Origin of the sequence: Pedococcus dokdonensis, assembly GCF_900104525.1 — a bacterium.
GTDB classification, from domain to species: Bacteria; Actinomycetota; Actinomycetes; order Actinomycetales; family Dermatophilaceae; genus Pedococcus; species Pedococcus dokdonensis.
Map to the genome: position 1 here is coordinate 868482 of NZ_LT629711.1, position 16613 is coordinate 885094.

Genomic DNA, 16613 nt, shown 5'->3' on the forward strand with positions numbered 1-16613 from the left:
CCGACCACGGCGATCGGTCCAGCAGCAGCCCACTGACCGCGAGCGTCAGCGCCCGCCCCACCCTGCGTGTCATCGTCGCACCATAGCGCCGCGGTCCCCATCGCAGACCGGAACCGCGGCATGACTTCGCGAGGGAGCGGTGGGGAGGAGCCGCGTCCTTGAGTCCTGGGGGGAGTGTGTGTCCGCTGGTCGCCCGTGCGAGCAGTCCTGTCACCGCCTACGCGGGTGGGTCGTTGGTGGCGCGCCGGGCGCCTTCGGAGAAGAACGCTCGGACGTCGACCAGCTCGGTGAGCGGACGCGCGGCGCCGAAGGAGTGGTTCCAGAACTCGCCCTGCCGCGGTGCCCACGGACCGACGTAGGCGTAGGGCTCGGGGATCGTCGAGTCGCCGGGAGAGACCCCGTAGTTGACCTCGGCGAGCGTGATGCCGATGTCGAAGTGCTCCGGCCAGAGCACCGGCTCCTCGGAGGGTGCAAACGCCCGCAGGGCGGCGTCTCCCCGCGCGAAGGCCTCCACCAGCACCGCGACGTGGGACGCCTCGGTCACGATCTCGTCGTCGTCCTCGACCTCGACGGTGTCGCTGTAGACGGCGTCGAGCCGCCGTGGTGACACGCCCAGCGCAGCCGCCGCGGCGGCATACGTGCCGCTCAGGGGATGCCGCCCGCCTGGTCCCACGAGCTCCGAGCCGACCACGCGCAGGTCGGGCAGCGCCACGGTGCCGAAGCCGCCCGGGACCACGCGGAGCCGGATGTCGCCGGAGGCGTCGTACTGCGGGCCGGCCAGGAGCAGCTCCGCCACCGCGTGCAAGCTGGTGCGCGTCTGGGTGAGGTCCACGGCGTCATCCCTTCGTCACTGGTGCGGCTCAAGGCTAGGGCAGAGGATGGTCGCCGGACAGACATCGGTTCACGGGTGCGAGGAGCGTTCCATGGAGAGCCCCACGACGGCATGGCACGAGGTGCCGCCCCAGGACGTCCCTGAGGAAGGACGCGTGCGCAGCGTGACCGTCGACGGGCGATCCATCGCGCTCACCCGGTGCCGGGGCCGGCTGGGTGCCCTGGAGAACCGGTGCCCACACCAGGGCGGACCCCTGGGCGAGGGGTCGATCGAGGACGGGCTGCTGCGCTGCCCCTGGCACGGCTACGACTACGACCCGATCACCGGCGCCCCGCCCGGAGAGCTCGCCGACCACCTCGACGACCGGGTGGCCGCCTACCAGGTCGAGGAGGGCCCCGACGGCGTCCAGGTGCGGCTGCCCGACCGTGCCACGGCGGTACGGACGGTGGCCGACGTGCTGGTCGAGACCCTGGTGGCGCATGGCATCGACACGGTCTTCGGGATGGTCGGCCACTCCAACCTGGGATTCGCCGACGCCCTCCGGCACGCCGAGGAGAGGGGCGAGCTGCGGTTCATCGGGATCCGGCACGAAGGTGCGGCAGCCTTCGCGGCCAGTGCGTACGGGAAGCGGACCGGTCGACCCGCGGCGTGCTTCGCCATCGCGGGGCCGGGGTCGACGAACCTGCTCACTGGTCTCTACGACGCCAAGCTCGACGGCTCCCCGGTCGTCGCCATCTCCGGGCAGGTCCCGTCCAGGGTGCTCGGCCGGGGCGCCTTCCAGGACCTCGACCTCGGCGCGGTGTTCCGCGACGTGGCGATCTCGACGACGACCGTGCAGTCCGGCAGTGACCACGCCGAGCTGGCCGCGCTCGCGGTGAAGCACGCCCGCGACAGCCGAGGCGTGGCGCACCTGGTGCTCCCCGACGAGGTGCAGGCGCAGCCGTCGTCGGCCCTGGCAGGTTCCCCGGACGGCCGCTACCCACGCCGCCCCGTCGGACCGGATCGCGATGCACTCGCACGCGCGACCGAGCTGGTCGCGTCGGCGAAGCGCCCGGTGCTCGTCGTCGGGCACGGAGCCCGCGGAGCCCGAGCCGAGGTCATCGCCCTCGCCGAGCAGCTGGGCGCGCCGGTGCTCACCACCTTCAAGGCGAAGGGGCTGGTCCCCGACACGCACCCCCTCGGCGCCGGAGTGCTCGGCCGCAGCGGGACCCCGGTCGCGAGCTGGCTGATGAACGAGGCCGACCTGCTGGTCGTGATCGGTGCGTCGTTCGCCAACCACACCGGTATCGCGCCCTGGCAGCGCATCGTGCAGGTCGACGACACCCCGACCGCGATCGGCCGCTTCGACGCGGTGACGGCGGAGGTGCTCGGAGACGCAGCGGTCGTCGTCTCCGCCCTGGCCGACGGAGTCCGGGCGGCCGGGTCCAGTGCCGAGGACCAGCGCGGCGACGTGGCCGCCCGGTGGAGGATCTGGCGCGCCGAGAAGGCCCGTCGCGTCGCCGACGACCGCGGGCGCGGTGTCTCGGCCGCCGCGGTCTTCGCGGCCCTGTCCGACCACCTGCCCGAGGATGCCGTGGTGGCTGTCGATGTGGGCAACCACGCCTACTCGCTGGGACGCTACCTGGAGTCCAAGGGGCAGCCGGTGCTGATGTCGGGCTACCTCGGCTCGATCGGCTTCGGCTACCCGGCGGCGCTGGGCGCCTGGGCCGCCGACCCGACCCGACCGGTCGTCGCCGTCACGGGCGACGGTGGCTTCGGCCAGTACGCCATGGAGCTGACCACCGCCGTGCACCACGACATCCCCGTCAAGCACGTGCTGCTCAACAACAACTCCCTGGGCAAGATCAGCAAGGAGCAGCTGGCCGCCGACTACCCGGTGTGGCACACGTCCCTCACCAACCCGGACTGGGCCGCGTATGCGGAGCTGTGCGGTGCCCGCGGGATCCGCGTCACCCGTCGCGAAGAGCTCGACACCGCCATGACGGAGCTCTTCGCGGCCGACGGGCCGGTGCTGCTCTGCGTCGAGCAGGACGCCGAGCTGCTCTGACCGAGGAGGCGGGGTCAGCGCGGGTCGCCGACGGCTCGCGCGAGGACGTGGCCGAGCCGTGGCATTCCGGTGGTGAGGTAGACGACGTTGCTCGGCGTCACGGCGGTCAGCAACGGCACCTGCTCGCGAACGGCCATGCCACCGCGGCGCACCGCCCGCACCTCGCTCGGGCTGTTCGTCAGCAGCCGCACCGTGCTGACGCCGAGGTCCGCGAGGATGGCGACAGCTGCTGCGTGGTCCCGCGCGTCGGCGAACAGGTCGAGGTCGGGTGGGCCGCCGCGACCAGGGCCGTGGTCCTGCCTCGAGTGGGCCCGGAGCCGGTCGACCAGGCCCAGGCCTCGTGCGCCGTGCCCGCGCAGGTAGACGAGCACGCCGGCCGGCTCCTCCGCCATCATCGCGAGCGCCAGCCGCAGCTGCGGGCCGCAGTCGCACCGTCCGGACCCGAAGACGTCGCCGGACAGGCACTCCGTGTGCACCCGCGTCAGCACTCCATGGTCCCGCATCGCCCTGACGTCACCGCGGACGAGGGCGAGGTGCTCCTGCCCCTGGCGGTCCTCGCGGTAGCCGTAGGCCCGGAGCTGGCCGTACTCCGTGGGCACGACCGTCTCGATCAGGCGGGTGATCACGAGGCCAGTGTGAGGGTGGTCTCTCAGGTCATGGCCAACGCAATCTCAACGCCCGCTCAACGACCTGCTCGGCACCCCGGCGCCGGACGCTGGTCGGGCGGTCTCCGCCTGTGCCACCATCGCGCATGAGCCAGAGCACGGCCGACAAGGGCGCCGACTCGAGGGCGCCGGTCGTCCTGGTGGTGGACGACGACGCCGCGATCCGCACGGTGGTGCGCTGGCAGCTCGACGACGCGGGCTTCCGGGTGGTCGAGGCCGACGACGGTGACACGGCGCTGCGCCGGATCCGCGACGACCACCCGACCCTCGTGGTCCTCGACCTGTCGCTGCCGAGGCTGGGGGGCCTCGACGTCCTGCGGGCCGTGCGCGGAGGACGAGCCGGCCGGTCCGACCTGCCGGTCATCGTGCTGTCCGGACGCAACGGGGAGACCGACCGCATCGTCGGCCTCGACCTGGGGGCTGACGACTACCTGGTCAAGCCGTTCTCGCCGGGCGAGCTCGCGGCCCGGGTGCGCTCGGTGCTGCGACGCAGCTCGCCCGAGCTGTCCGGAGAGGTGGTGGTGGTCGGAGACCTGCGGATCGACCCCGGCAGTCGTCGGGTGCTGGTGGGCGACCGCGAGGTGGAGCTCACCCCGAAGGAGTTCGACCTGCTGTCCTTCCTCGCCACCCATCCCAGCCACGTCTACACCCGCGGCCAGCTGGTGGACCGGGTCTGGAACGCCTCGTCGGAGTGGCTCGGCGAGGCGACCGTGACCGAGCACGTGCACCGGCTGAGGCTCAAGCTCGAGCAGGACCCGTCGCAGCCGCGCCTGTTGCGCACCGTGCGTGGCGTCGGATACCAGCTGGTGGAGAGCGCATGAGCGCCGCCGACCTGGCGCGCCCTCAGCCGGTCGGGACGCAGCACGGGCCGCGTGGCACCGTCCCCGCAGCGGGGTCGGCGTCCGAGCTCGCCCCCGAGGACGCCCGCGAGATGCTCGACCGGCAGGCCGAGGTGCTCGAGCTGATCGCCGGCGCGGCTCCGCTGCGCGCCGTGCTCACCCTCATCCTCACCTCGCTGGAGCACCTGATGCCCGGGGCTCGCTGCTCGGTCCTGCTGCTCGACCGTGAACGCGGGACGCTGCACCACGGGGCCGCACCCAGCCTGCCGCCCGACTACACCGCTGCGATCGACGGCCTGCCGATCGGGGAGCACGCGGGGTCCTGCGGCACGGCGGCGGCGATCAACGCGCCCGTGGTGGCGACCGACGTGCGCACCGACGCCCGATGGGCGGACTACCGGGAGCTGGCCGGGTCCGCGGGTCTGCGCAGCTGTTGGTCGACCCCGATCGAGGGCAGCGACGGTATGCCGGTCGGCACCTTCGCGGTCTACCACCAGCGGCCGCACCGCCCGAGCAGCCGGGAGCAGCTGCTGGTCGACCGGTTCACCCACCTCGCCGCGGTCGCCATCGAGCACGCCGGCCTCGTGGGCGACCTCGTCGAGAGCGAGGAGCGCTTCCGGCGGTCGTTCGACGACAACTCGCTGGGCATGGCCATCGTCGGGCTCGACCGGGTGGTCGTCACGAGCAACGTCGCGCTCACCGAGCTCGGTGGGCAGGACCCCGTCGGGCGACCGCTGGCCGACCTCCTCACCGCCAAGGGGCGCTCCCTCGACTCCCGGCTCGAGCAGCTCGGCCGGCGCGGGGGCGGGCCGGTCGCCTTCGAGGGTGTGCTGCACCGGACCGCACGGCCGGTGATCGAGGTCGAGGTGACCGTCTCGCTGCTGCGCGGACGGGACGGTTCGCCCGCGCAGTACGTCGTCAACGTCCTGGACCTCACCGAACGCCGAATGGCCGAGCGGGAGCGCCGGGCCCGGTCGGAGGCCGAGACGGCCCGTCGCACTGCCGAGGAGCTCTCCCACGCGAAGTCCGAGCTGCTGGCCGCGGTCGGGCACGAGGCCCGCACGCCGATCCAGGCGATCGTGGGGTTCGCCGAGCTGCTGGGGACGATCGACCTCGACGAGGCCAGGCGCCGCGAGGCGCTGGGCCACATCTCGGCCGCGGCCGGTCACGTCATGGACTTGTTGGCCGACGTCCTCGACCTCAGCCGGATCGAGGCCAACGCCCTCCCGCTGGTCCTCGAAGCCGTTCGCCTGAGTGAGGTCGTGGACGAGGCCTTCGGCCTGCTGTCCGAGACGGCTGCGCACCGGGGGGTCACGTTGACGCACGAGCTCGACGACGACCTCGTCCACGTCGACCGCCGGCGCCTGCGCCAGGTGCTCCTCAACCTGCTCACGAACGCCATCCGGCACGGCAACCCCGACGGGCACGTGGCCGTCCGGACCCGTCCGTCGGGCGACGACACGACGGTCCTCGTGGCCGTCCAGGACGACGGCCCCGGCATACCGGCGGCGCTGCTGCCCGTGGTCTTCACGCCGTTCTCGCGGGGGGCCTCGGCACCCCGGAAGCGGCCGGCGCGACCGGACGACCCCGCCCACGACGAGAGCGTCGGCCTCGGGCTGGGACTGGCGCACGGCTTGGTCTGCGCCATGGGCGGTGACCTCACGGTCGGTGAGACCAGCCCGGCCGGAACCGCCATGCTGGTGCGGATCCGCCGACCTGTCGCGCCCTCCGGGTGACCGGGCCCTGGGGTGATCGCGCCACGGCGTGATCGAGCAAGGTGACGGTCAGCCGTCGCTGGCCGCCCAGCCGGTGACCGCCACGATCCGGCACACCAGCAGGTGGTGGAACGGCTTGTCCGCGTACTGCGGCACCACCGCGGCGAGACGGTCGGCGAGCTCGTCGAGCAGGGCCGGGCCCGGGTCGGCCACGTGCTCGAGCTGCGCGCGCACCCACCACAGCCGGGACCAGTCCTCGGCCTCCCAGCGCTCCACGAGCAGCGCGGCCCGTGGGTCCGCCGCCAGGTTGGCCTCGCGCTGGAGGCGCGACGTCGTCTTGGGCTTGACCCGGTCGATCGGCACGCCGACGTGCCCGTCGGCGCTCACGGCATACACGACCGGCTGGGGGTCGGGGCCGCGCCGGGGGTGCAGCGTGCACAGCACGCCGTGCACCTGTGCGGACAGCCGGCTGCGGGCGGTGTCCTGGTCCAACCTCATGGTGGCGCTCCTGCTGTCGCGGGCCGCTCGGCCGCCCACACCGGCGGCGCGGCGGGGCACGTTGAGCAAACCATGATCCCGCCGACCTTGCGGGTGGATCGGGGCGTTGGGTTAGGTCGGGGCAAGGGCCGCACCGGGCGCGAGGGCGTCGTGGTGCGGGCCGCCGGCCCCGCACGAGGAGATGAGTGACCGATGAAGCTGGCCCTCTACCTGCCCAACTTCCGCAACGACGTGACCGTCCAGGAGCTCGCCGACCTGACCGACCTCGCCGAGGAGCTCGACTTCGACTCGGTGTGGACGCTCGACCGGCTGATCGTTCCCGAGTCGTCCGACCGCGGCGAGATGAAGTACCCGTTCGGGATGATCAAGGAGTTCCCGCCGCAGCTCCCGGTCGCGTCGAACGGCAAGTGGTTCCAGGGCTGGCCACTGCTGCCGTGGTTGGCGGCGCGGACCGAGAAGGTGCGCATCGGCATGAGCATCACCGACACCCCCTACCGCGCGCCCGGCGTCTTCGCGGCCGAGTGCGCCACCATCGACCACCTCTCGGGTGGGCGGCTCAACGTGGGTGTCGGTGCGGGCTGGATGCCCGAGGAGTTCGACGCAGCCAGCGCGACCCACCTCTTCCCAAGGCGGCACGCCCACGTGCGGGAGACCATCGAGATCTGCCAGGGCATCTGGAGCAACGAGACCTTCGAGTACCACGGCGAGTTCGCCGACTTCGAGCCCAGCGGGTTCGGGCACCAGCCACTGCAGAAGCCGCACCCGCCGATCTACTTCAGTGGGCTGAAGGACGCGAAGCGCTCGGCCAACCGGGTGGCCAAGTACGGCCTGTCCGGATGGATCGGGATCCAGGACACCCCGCGGGAGTTCGCCGACTGGCGCACGGCCATCGCAGCGGAGCTCGCGGAGCTGGGCCGGTCGATCGACGACCTCGAGATGTGCAGCATGATCTGGTTCGTCATCACGGACGTCGACGTCGACCAGACCGATGTCGGCAAGGGCTCCAACATCCTGGTCGGCAGCGAGAAGCAGATCACCGACATGCTCAAGCGCTACCAGGAGGCCGGTCTCACGATGCCGCTGCTCTGGCCGCCCTTCGTCGACGTCCCGGTGGCGAAGACCCTGGACGACCTCAAGCGCCTGAAGAACGACATCATGCCGAAGGTCGAGGCGGGCTGACCCAGTCCGTCATCTGACTGGTTTGTCGGTGGTTCGGGTGCGTTAGCCTTGGGCTGTCCCTCTGGAAGGGACAGTCGCGATGCAGGGTGTTTTCGGGGGCGCGAGCCTCCCTGGAGCAGGCGCCGGGAGGTCGGGGTCGGCTCGGTCGTCTCACGCCCTCGCCCACGGAGCGCACCATGCCTCTCTCGACCATCGCCGCGGGGTCCGCCTCGGTGCACGTCAGCAAGCTCGGCCAGAACATCGCCCTCGCCAAGGAGATCCAGACCCGCCTCGCGCTCCTCGGCTGCCTCGACCCGCCGGCCGACGGGCAGTTCGGTTCGGCGAGCAGGCTCACCCTGGCCCGCTACGCCAAGCACCGGGGGTTCGGGTTCAAGGACGCCGTGACGCCCCAGATCGCCAAGGGCCTGCTCACTGACAAGGCGGACGCGGTCCTGCCACTCAAGCTGGGGAACGACTTCGCCAGCCGGATGGTGCGCTACCTGCACGCCAAGGGCTTCTTCGTCGCGCGGCTGCCCGGCTTCCTCAACATCGTCTACGTGGAGGGGACCGACAAGTCCGGACGGCACAACGCCGACAAGGCGAATGTCTTCAACGACCGGCGCACGGTGTTCCACTTCAATGCCAAGGGGGTCCCTGTGCTGGACCTCAACGCACTGTGCACGACGGAACCGGGCCGGTTCTTCACGATCAACCCGGTGAACCCCGATGGCGCCGCGCGGATCGCCTTCGGCCAGTACAAGGCGTGGACGGTGGGCTTCCACCATCCCGAGCTGACCGCACCTCGCAAGCACGAAGCGCTCGTGCAGTCCGCGACCATCAAGGTGTTCCGCGACAAGAACAAGGACGGCATCCGACCGGGCGACAAGCAGTTCAACGCCGGCAGCGGTTCGGGCATCAACCAGCACTCGGGGCACAACCAGTCCCCGGCCGACATCGGCAAGATGAGCGCAGGCTGCCTGGTCGGCCAGAACGACGCCGAGCACAAGAAGTTCATGAAGATCGTCAAGACCGATCCGCGCTTCGCGGCCAACCACGGCTACCGGTTCATCACCACGGTCATCGCCGGCGACGACCTCGACAAAGTGGTGCCCTGACCTGAGGGCCGACCCGAGCTGTCGGTGTCGCCGTGGGACGCTGCCGGCATGCCTCGCTCGTCGACGACCAGCCAAGCCTTCACCACGCGACTGCTGACGGGGGAGACGTGGCCGGACTTCGCCGCGCTCGTCGAGGCCAACAACGGGGTGTGGGGCGGCTGCTGGTGCATGGGGTTCCACCCCGAGGGGTTCTCGGCGGGGTCCGCCGCGGGCAACCGGGCCGCCAAGGAGGAGCACGCTCGTGCCGGCACGGTGCACCAGGTCCTGGTCTACGACGGTGACACCTGTGTCGGCTGGTGTCAGTTCGGGTCGCCGGCCGAGCTCCCCAACATCAAGAACCGGAAGGTCTACGAGAAGGGGCTCGTCGCCGAGCCGGCCTGGCGGATCGGGTGCATCTTCACCGGCAGCAAGCACCGTGGCCAGGGGGTGGCCCGGGCCGCATTGGCTGGCGTGCTCGAGCAGATCCGGGCGGCCGGCGGCGGGGTCGTCGAGGCCTACCCGGAGCAGGTCGAGCTCCGGCCACCGCAGCGCGGTGCCTACTTCCACACGGGGCCGGAGACGTTGTTCGAGGAGCTCGGGTTCGAGCGCGACCGGCAGATTGCCAAGTGGCGCTGGGTCATGCGGCTGGAGGTGCGCCCAGGCTGAGGGGGCGACCGGTCAGGTGGTCGCCTCGTAGAGCGGTGCCAGGCTCCGGTCCGGGTCGAGGGTGGGCAGCAGGGCGTCGCAGATCTCACGCAGCTGCCCCACCTGCGCTGGGGTGAGCGGGTCGAAGACGTGCCGGCGCACCGCCTCGACGTGTCCGGGCGCGGCGGCGACGACGGCGTCCCAGCCGGCGGGGGTGAGCCGGGCGTTGGTGGCACGACCGTCCTGCGGGCAGGGGAACCGCTCCACCAGGGCGCGGTCCTCGAGCCGGCGCACGACGTGGGACAGGCGGGGGAGGGTGGCGTTGGTGCGGGCGGCGAGAGCGGTCATCCGCAAGGTGCGTTCCGGCGCTTCCGACAACATGGCGAGCACGTAGTAGTCGAAGTGCGTGAGCTGGGAGTCGCGCCGCAGCTGCGCGTCGAGGGCGCTGGGCAGCAGCTCCACCACGGCGATCAACCGCAGCCACGCGGCGCGCTCGTCCTCATCCAGCCATCTGGGGTGTCGCGGGTCCATATCCACAGTGTAGCCATCACTTGAAGGAACAACTAAATCGTGTATGGTGTTACTTGTAGCAACAACTAATGCAGGATTCCGAGCGCGACACCCGTCGCCAGAACCAAGGAGCACCACATGGCACACCTCTCCATCATCGGCACCGGCAACATGGGACAGGCCATCGCGGCCGTCGCCGGTCGCGGCGGACACACCGTCCAGCTCCTCGGCCAGTCCGACGCGGCCACGACGGTCACCGGCGACATCGTCGTGCTGGCCGTTCCCTACCCGGCAGTCAGCGCCGTCATCGCCGAGCGTGGCGAGAGCCTGGCCGGCAAGGTCGTCGTCGACATCACCAACCCGCTCAACTTCGAGACATTCGACTCCCTGACCGTCGCCGCAGACGGCTCGGCGACGGCCGAGATCGCGGCGGCCCTTCCGCAGTCACGGGTGCTCAAGGCGTTCAACACCAACTTCGCCGGCACCCTCGCCGCGGGCAAGGTCGGTGACCTCGACACCACCGTCCTCATCGCGGGCGACGACGTGGACGCGAAGCGCGACCTCGCCGGCGTGGTCACCTCCGGTGGCCTCGAGGCGATCGATGCCGGTTCGCTGGCGCGGGCCCGTGAGGTCGAGTCCATCGGTTTCCTGCAGATCACCCTCGCGGCGGGCGAGAAGGTGTCCTGGACGGGCGGCTTCGGCGTCGTCGCCGCCTGACCGCACTCCTGGGTATGCCGTGCCGCCCCGCATCAGGGGCGGCACGGCATACCTGCGTCTTGAGCCTCAGCCGGTGAGCACCACGAGCTGGTGGGTGGCCCGGGTCATCGAGACGTAGCGGTCCACGGCGCCCTCGACACCTCCACCGAAGGCGTCGGGCTCGACCAGGACCACGAGGTCGAACTCGAGACCCTTGCAGAGCTCCGGCGTGAGCGAGCGCACCCGGTCGCGGGCGACGAAGGACCGGTCGCCGATGACGCAGGCGGTGCCCTCGGGGTGGTCCACCACCCAGGCATCGAGCACCGACGGGAGGTCGGCCACCTGCCCGTGCACCACGGGGAGGCCGGTGCTGCGGATCGAGGTCGGCACGTTGGCGTCGGGCAGGGCAGCGCGGATCACCGGCTCCGCCTCGGCCATCACCTCCTCGGGAGTGCGGTAGTTCACCGTCAGTGACGCCAGCGTGTTGCGTTCGATGCCGACCCGCGCCAGCCGGTCCTGCCACGACTCGGCGAACCCGTGCCGCGCCTGCGCCCGGTCACCGACGACGGTGAAGCTGCGCGACGGGCAGCGGGCCAGGAGCATCTGCCACTGGGCATCGGTGAGCTCCTGCGCCTCGTCGACGATGACGTGCGCGAACGGCCCCGCGAGCAGGTCGCGGTCGTCGGACCGCAGGGCGTCCTCGTCGACCCAGCGGTCCTTGAGGTCCTGGCCCCTGAGCATCGACATGACCTTCATCTCGGAGTCGTCGGTGGCGATCAGGTGCTCGACCACCTGGGCCACCTGTTCGCGTTCGGCGGCAACGGCGGCGTCGTGCCGGCGGCGGCGCCGAGCTGCCTCGGGGTCGCCGAGCCGGTGCCGGGCCGCGTCGAGCAACGGCAGGTCGGCGGTGGTCCACGCATGCGGGTCCTCGCGCTGCAGGGCGCGCACGTCGTCGGGCTCCAGCCACGGGGCGCACATCCGCAGGAAGGCCGGCACGGACCAGAGGTCGCCGACGAGGTCGGTGGCCTCGATCATCGGCCAGCCCCGGTTGAGGACGTCCTGGAGCTCGCGGTCCTGCTGGAGCGCCCGGCGCAGCTGTTCAGCGGGGACCTCGTCGTCGTGCAGGTCGACCAGGATGGTGAGGAGCTCCTCCCAGATGTGCTCGCGGGCCTCGTTGTGTGGCGTGCCCGGATCGGGTGCGTCGAACGCCGCTGCCCAGTCGTCCGGGGTCAGCCGCACGTCGTCCCATGGCGTCGTGACGGTCATGCTCCTGGTCGGCGGATCCTCGTAGAAGCGGACCGCCGTGTCGATCGCCCGGACCATGTCCACCGTCGACTTGAGCCGCGCGACCCGCCGGTCGGGCTCCTCGCCGGCCGAGCTGCCTTCCGGCACCAGGTCGCCCACCGTGCAGGTCTGGACGCCCTCCTCACCCAGGCTGGGCAGCACGTCCGAGACGTAGGCGAGGTAGGGCTGGTGCGGACCGACGAAGAGGACGCCGCCCCGACGGTGGCCGAGGCGCGGGTCGGCGTGGATGAGGTAGGCGGCGCGGTGCAGGGCGACGACCGTCTTGCCGGTGCCAGGCCCGCCGTCGACGACGAGCGCACCGCGGGAACCGGCTCGGATGATCGCGTCCTGGTCGGCCTGGATGGTGCCCAGGACGTCACGCATCCGCGGCGACCGGGTGCTCCCCAGGCTCGCGATGAACGCCGACTGGTCGTCGAGGGCAGCGGCATGACCGGTGAAGCCCTCCTCGGTGAAGACCTCGTCCCAGTAGTCCGTGACCCGTCCGCGGGTCCAGCGGTACCGACGCCGCATCGTGAGCCCCGTCGGGTGCGCGTGGGTCGCCGCGAAGAAGGGCGCGGCAGCAGGGGAGCGCCAGTCGACGAGGAGCTGGCGGCCGGCCGGGTCAGTCAAACCGAGCCGCCCGACGTACACCGGCTCGGTGCCGTCAGCGGGGACCATGTGGCCGAGGCACAGGTCGAGCCCGAAGCGTCGCAGGGCGCGCAGCCGGGCGGTGAGCCGGTGCACCTCCAGGTCGCGTTCCAGCACCTCCTGGCCGGCTCTGGCCGGTGCCGTCCGCTGGGCGTCGAGGCGGGCCTCGAGCTCGGCGATGGTCTGCTCGAGAGCCGCTCCGATGGCGGCGAAGTGCTCGACGTCGTCCCCGATGAGGTCCGGGTCGGCCTTGGCGGCCAAGTGCTCCGGGAGGTCGAAGGCGCTCGCCCGGTCGAGCTGGTCTGCCGTTCCTGCAGTCGTGGCAGCACGCTGCATCGTGGTGTTCCCCCTGTCGTTCGATCCAGTCACGAACGACGAGTGTGCGGCACCACCGGGGCCTTGCCGCAAGGCCCCCAGTGCGCTATACGTTGGTAGTGGAGGGAATTCGTTCCCTCCACTTTCGTGCCCGAGTCGGGCCGCTGGCCCTGGCGGCGAGCCGAGCCGGCCTAGCGGCGAGCCGATCTTGCCTGGCGGCGAGCCGATCCCGCCTGGCGGCGAGCCGATCCCGCCTGGCGGAGCCGATCCCGCCTGGCGGAGCCGATCCCGCCTGGCGGAGCCGATCCGGCCTAGCGGCGAGCCGAGCCGGCCCAGACCGGCGCAACGTCCTTGCGGTAGCCCCGACCGAAGATGCCTCCGATGATGGCCAGGACCGGGCCGGGCACCTCCGACGTGACGGCGGCCCGCTCTGCTGGTGACGCGCCATCGAGCACCCACGCGAAGAAGCGGCCGCCACGCGCCATACCGGTCTTGCCGAAGGCACGGCCCATCGCCTTGATCTCCGGGGTGTCGCGCTTGGCCTGGTAGACGGGCTCGAGCTCGGCCTCCTCGTGGTCGAGGTGCTGGACCGTCACCGTGCGGAGCTGCTCGAAGCACGACCTGGCGGTGGCAGCCTGCTCGGCGGACGGGTCGCCGGACAACGCGGACATGGCCGCGCGGGTCTCGCTGAGCGCCGCGGCCATGGTGTCGTGCTCGGCGTCCATGGCCTCGAGCAGCTGAGCGCTCACCCCCACGGACAAAAGGGCCGGCCAGGCGATCTCGTGCTCCCCCTCGTGGTGGTGGGTCAGCTGGTCGTCGAAGTTGGCCCACGCCGTCGTGAGCTGCCGGGCGCGGGCGCGGTCCCCGGCGGGGGAGACCGCCAGCGCCTCGATGAACCGGTCGAGGTCCCGTCGGAACGCGCCGTGGATGGCCTTGTTCATGCTCATCTCGCCCATCCGCGAACTGTAGGACCGTGGCGCCCCGAGGGGAACCGGCATTTCCCGAAGGACCTCGGCCCCTGGACCGACCACAAACCGGACGAGAACGGCTGGCGCCGGTCAGCCCTTGAGCTTGCGCCACCCGCCCGCGCGGTTGTCGGCGATGAGGTGGCGCAGGAACTCCAGCAGGGCGGGCTCGTCGACCGGGTCGCCCTCCCAGAACGCGATCGTGCGCGCCGTCGTGTTGTCGTGGCCGGCGTTCACCAGCCCGTGCGGGTCGGGCACGATCCCGCCGTCGTAGACGAACAGGTTGACGTGGTCCTTCGTGGCCAGCAGCGCGCAGACGTTGCCGTGGAGCACGAAGTACGGCTGCACCCGCCGCTTCACCACCTCCTGCACCTCGGGGTCTGCGGCGTGCACCAGGTCACGCAACCGCTGGCAGAGCGTGCGCTGCCACTCGGGCAGCGCGGCGAGGTAGGCGTCGACCCCCGGGTCGCGTTCGTAGGTGTGCATGCGAGGTTGACCCGCCTGCTGGTCAGGACTCATCGGCCCAACGACCCCGTCGGTGCCGTCGGTGCCGGCTCAGCGGCGCCGCGCGCCAGGGGCGGCGACCGCCGGAGCGGCGGGAGTCGCGGCGAGCGGGAAGAGAACGGTGAACGTCGAGCCCCTGCCGAGCTCGGACTCCACCTCGATCGTGCCGTCATGGCCCTCGACGATCGCCTGGACGATCGACAGGCCGAGCCCGGTGCCCTGCACGGCGCGCTCGGTGGCATCGGTGGCACGGAAGAAGCGGCGGAACACCTGGGCCTGGTCGTCCGCGGAGATGCCGTAGCCACTGTCGCTGACGACCACCCGGGCTCGCTCGATCTTGTCGGGCCCGCGGACCGTGTCGAGGCTCAGGGTGACGATCCCGCCGTCAGGGGTGAACTTCACGGCGTTGGACAGCAGGTTGAGGACGACCCGCTCGATGGCGGTGTCGTCGCCGTCGACCGTGACCGGCCGGACCGCCACCTCCCGACGCAGGTGCAGCTCGCGACGCTGCGTGAGTGGGCCGGTGGCCTCCCACGCATGGTCGACGATGGCCGCCAGGTCGACCGGACGCCGGGCCAGGTTGAGCTGGCCGGACTCGATCCTGGAGTTGAGGAGCAGGTCCTCGATGAGGCCGAGCAGGCGCCGCCCGTTGCGGTCGATCCGGCCCACCAGGTCGAGCTGCTTGTCGGTCATCGGCCCGACCGCGCCGTCCTCGAGCATCTCGGTGTAGCCCAGGACGCTGGCCAGTGGCGTCCGGAGCTCGTGGCTGATCGACGACACGAAGTCTGTCTTGGTCTGGTCGAGGGCGGTCAGCTCCTCGACGGCGCGGCGCTCACGCACCAGCGCGGTCTCGACGGCCTCGGACGCGACCCGGCGCTCGGTGACGTCCTCGGCAACCCCGATGTATCCGGTGATGGTGCCGTCCTGGTCGACGATCGGGCTGATCGTGAGGTCGACGACGAGCCGTTTGCCCTCGCGGGTCACCCAGGTCCAGTCGCGTGTCTCACTGCGCCCGGCCTCGGTGAGCAGGTGGACCAGGACCTCCGGCCCCGCCGGGACGCCGACCTCGGTCGCCCGCATGGCGATCTCGGCCGGCTCGTGCAGCCGCACCCAGTTGAGCGTGCCGATGACCTCCTCCGGCGTGTAGCTCAGCAGGTTGGTGGCCCCGCGGTTGAACAGCGTGATCGTCCCGTCCGCATCGGTGCCGATGATCGCGGTCGCGGCCGCGGAGTTGAGCACCGTCTGCGTGAAGGCCGCCTCGCTGGCCAGGTCGGCCACCGCATCCCGGCGTTGCGTCGAGGCGACGGCGAGCGCCAGCCCGGTGATCGCGGCCGTCACGAGGAAGGCCTGGGTGAGCGCCCCGACCGTCTCGGGAGCGATGTCCCGGGTGCGACCCGCGATGGCGAACGGGCCGTAGCCCTCACTCGTCAGCACCACGACGATCACCCCGAGCACGGCCAGCTGGGTGGCCAGCGCCCGCAGGTCGAGCCGCATCGCCCCCCAGACCAGGATGGGCAGCGGGAGGAACGCGAGCGGCAGCCCGCTCGTCGAAGCGAACACCCAGAGCGTGACACCCAGCACGGTCAGCCCCTGGAGCAGGTCCTCGAGCCGCCAGGGCTGGGTCGCCTTCGTCGACACCGCCACACCGAGCGGCGCGAGCGTCAGCACCGCAGCCGCGTGCGACGCCGTGACCGTGTATGCCGTGGGGAAGAAGGTGCGGTGCAGCACCAGGTCGACGGTGAGGCCGGCCAGCAGGCCGAAGAGCAGCGCCCCGGCAAGGGTGGCGACCAGAAGCCGGCCCAGGTCGTCGAGCGAAGCCAGCCGAGGCTTGCTCCTGCCCCTGGTGAGCAGGGCCCACACGAGGGCGGCCTCGGAGGCGTTCGCGACACCGAAGCAGAGGGCAGCCAGCGGCGGCCGTCCTCCGTAGAAGTTGGCCAGCCCGCTCGAGACGACGACGCCCACCACGACGATTGCGGCGCGGCGGACATCCGGTCCGGTCGCGAGCAGGAACGCCACGCACAACCCGGCCGCTGGCCACCAGACGGCCACCGACGACCCCGGTGGTGCGAACCGGACTGCTGTCACGCCGAGCACGAAGACCCCCACGAGCACGAGCCCCGCCGCGACGTCCCAGCGGCGCAGCGCCGCGAGAGTCGAGCTCACCGGGCTCCGCCGATCCGGCGCCCACCCGAGCACCG

Annotated in this window: 15 protein-coding genes; 7 read left to right on the forward strand and 8 right to left on the reverse strand. The window is 71.6% G+C overall.

The features are described 5' to 3' along the window. Positions 1-217 precede the first annotated feature (217 nt). Positions 218-832 (reverse strand): Rossmann-fold NAD(P)-binding domain-containing protein, encoded by a 615-nt coding sequence (locus BLQ34_RS04205; RefSeq protein WP_091781909.1) that lies wholly within the window; start codon positions 830-832, stop codon positions 218-220. 91 nt (positions 833-923) lie between these two features. Between BLQ34_RS04205 and BLQ34_RS04210 the strand changes: the two genes are divergently transcribed. Further along, complete coding sequence (locus BLQ34_RS04210) at positions 924-2879, forward strand: thiamine pyrophosphate-binding protein (RefSeq protein WP_091781913.1); 1956 nt, start codon at positions 924-926, stop codon at positions 2877-2879. Positions 2880-2893: 14 nt separating this feature from the next. On the opposite strand, the gene BLQ34_RS04215 is transcribed toward BLQ34_RS04210, so the two are convergent. Continuing rightward, positions 2894-3505 carry a GTP cyclohydrolase II gene (locus BLQ34_RS04215; protein ID WP_157692894.1) on the reverse strand — a complete coding sequence of 204 codons (612 nt, stop codon included), beginning with the start codon at positions 3503-3505 and terminating at the stop codon, positions 2894-2896. Positions 3506-3630: 125 nt separating this feature from the next. On the opposite strand from BLQ34_RS04215, the gene BLQ34_RS04220 reads away from it, so the two are divergent. Further along, positions 3631-4365, forward strand: coding sequence for a response regulator (locus tag BLQ34_RS04220; protein WP_091781920.1), 735 nt, complete (start codon positions 3631-3633; stop codon positions 4363-4365). Further along, on the forward strand, positions 4362-6119 hold the full coding sequence (locus BLQ34_RS04225; protein WP_197674771.1) for a sensor histidine kinase: 1758 nt from the start codon (positions 4362-4364) through the stop codon (positions 6117-6119). The genes BLQ34_RS04220 and BLQ34_RS04225 overlap by 4 nt, the downstream gene beginning before the upstream one ends. Positions 6120-6167: 48 nt before the next feature. Here BLQ34_RS04225 and BLQ34_RS04230 read toward each other — a convergent pair whose 3' ends face one another. Then, on the reverse strand, positions 6168-6596 hold the full coding sequence (locus BLQ34_RS04230) for a PNPOx family protein (protein WP_091781923.1): 429 nt from the start codon (positions 6594-6596) through the stop codon (positions 6168-6170). 192 nt (positions 6597-6788) lie between these two features. On the opposite strand from BLQ34_RS04230, the gene BLQ34_RS04235 reads away from it, so the two are divergent. The 3 genes from BLQ34_RS04235 to BLQ34_RS04245 all read left to right on the forward strand — a co-directional run bounded on the left by BLQ34_RS04235 (position 6789) and on the right by BLQ34_RS04245 (position 9514). Continuing rightward, positions 6789-7775, forward strand: coding sequence for an LLM class flavin-dependent oxidoreductase (locus BLQ34_RS04235; protein ID WP_091781926.1), 987 nt, complete (start codon positions 6789-6791; stop codon positions 7773-7775). A 176-nt stretch (positions 7776-7951) separates the two neighbouring features. Next, entirely contained in the window at positions 7952-8869 is a 918-nt protein-coding gene (locus BLQ34_RS04240) for a hypothetical protein (protein WP_091781929.1), read from the forward strand. A gap of 48 nt (positions 8870-8917) precedes the next feature. Beyond that, on the forward strand, positions 8918-9514 hold the full coding sequence (locus BLQ34_RS04245) for a GNAT family N-acetyltransferase (RefSeq protein ID WP_091789256.1): 597 nt from the start codon (positions 8918-8920) through the stop codon (positions 9512-9514). A gap of 12 nt (positions 9515-9526) precedes the next feature. Here BLQ34_RS04245 and BLQ34_RS04250 read toward each other — a convergent pair whose 3' ends face one another. Then, positions 9527-10024: a MarR family winged helix-turn-helix transcriptional regulator gene (locus BLQ34_RS04250; protein ID WP_091781932.1), complete on the reverse strand. Its 498-nt coding sequence runs from the start codon at positions 10022-10024 to the stop codon at positions 9527-9529. A 117-nt stretch (positions 10025-10141) separates the two neighbouring features. On the opposite strand from BLQ34_RS04250, the gene BLQ34_RS04255 reads away from it, so the two are divergent. Beyond that, entirely contained in the window at positions 10142-10720 is a 579-nt protein-coding gene (locus BLQ34_RS04255; protein WP_091781935.1) for an NADPH-dependent F420 reductase, read from the forward strand. Between the two features lie 66 nt (positions 10721-10786). Here the strand turns inward: BLQ34_RS04255 and helR are convergent, their stop codons facing one another. The 4 genes from helR to BLQ34_RS04275 form a co-directional block, all read right to left on the reverse strand. Then, positions 10787-12967 (reverse strand): RNA polymerase recycling motor ATPase HelR, encoded by a 2181-nt coding sequence (gene helR, locus BLQ34_RS04260; RefSeq protein ID WP_091781938.1) that lies wholly within the window; start codon positions 12965-12967, stop codon positions 10787-10789. A gap of 290 nt (positions 12968-13257) precedes the next feature. Continuing rightward, complete coding sequence (locus tag BLQ34_RS04265; protein WP_157692895.1) at positions 13258-13902, reverse strand: hemerythrin domain-containing protein; 645 nt, start codon at positions 13900-13902, stop codon at positions 13258-13260. A 102-nt stretch (positions 13903-14004) separates the two neighbouring features. Continuing rightward, positions 14005-14397, reverse strand: a complete 393-nt coding sequence (locus BLQ34_RS04270) for a DUF1801 domain-containing protein (protein WP_091781944.1) — start codon at positions 14395-14397, stop codon at positions 14005-14007. A 69-nt stretch (positions 14398-14466) separates the two neighbouring features. Next, entirely contained in the window at positions 14467-16578 is a 2112-nt protein-coding gene (locus BLQ34_RS04275) for an ATP-binding protein (RefSeq protein ID WP_172829350.1), read from the reverse strand. Positions 16579-16613: the final 35 nt, after the last annotated feature.

Excerpts from the sequence above, each read along its gene's own strand:
- BLQ34_RS04210 (WP_091781913.1), top strand. The coding sequence starts at position 924 with ATGGAGAGCCCCACGACGGCATGGCACGAGGTGCCGCCCCAGGACGTC.
- BLQ34_RS04220 (WP_091781920.1), top strand. The coding sequence starts at position 3,631 with ATGAGCCAGAGCACGGCCGACAAGGGCGCCGACTCGAGGGCGCCGGTC.
- BLQ34_RS04225 (WP_197674771.1), top strand. The coding sequence starts at position 4,362 with ATGAGCGCCGCCGACCTGGCGCGCCCTCAGCCGGTCGGGACGCAGCAC.
- BLQ34_RS04230 (WP_091781923.1), bottom strand. The coding sequence starts at position 6,596 with ATGAGGTTGGACCAGGACACCGCCCGCAGCCGGCTGTCCGCACAGGTG.
- BLQ34_RS04235 (WP_091781926.1), top strand. The coding sequence starts at position 6,789 with ATGAAGCTGGCCCTCTACCTGCCCAACTTCCGCAACGACGTGACCGTC.
- BLQ34_RS04240 (WP_091781929.1), top strand. The coding sequence starts at position 7,952 with ATGCCTCTCTCGACCATCGCCGCGGGGTCCGCCTCGGTGCACGTCAGC.
- BLQ34_RS04245 (WP_091789256.1), top strand. The coding sequence starts at position 8,918 with ATGCCTCGCTCGTCGACGACCAGCCAAGCCTTCACCACGCGACTGCTG.
- BLQ34_RS04250 (WP_091781932.1), bottom strand. The coding sequence starts at position 10,024 with ATGGACCCGCGACACCCCAGATGGCTGGATGAGGACGAGCGCGCCGCG.
- BLQ34_RS04255 (WP_091781935.1), top strand. The coding sequence starts at position 10,142 with ATGGCACACCTCTCCATCATCGGCACCGGCAACATGGGACAGGCCATC.
- helR (WP_091781938.1), bottom strand. The coding sequence starts at position 12,967 with ATGCAGCGTGCTGCCACGACTGCAGGAACGGCAGACCAGCTCGACCGG.
- BLQ34_RS04265 (WP_157692895.1), bottom strand. The coding sequence starts at position 13,902 with ATGGGCGAGATGAGCATGAACAAGGCCATCCACGGCGCGTTCCGACGG.
- BLQ34_RS04270 (WP_091781944.1), bottom strand. The coding sequence starts at position 14,397 with ATGCACACCTACGAACGCGACCCGGGGGTCGACGCCTACCTCGCCGCG.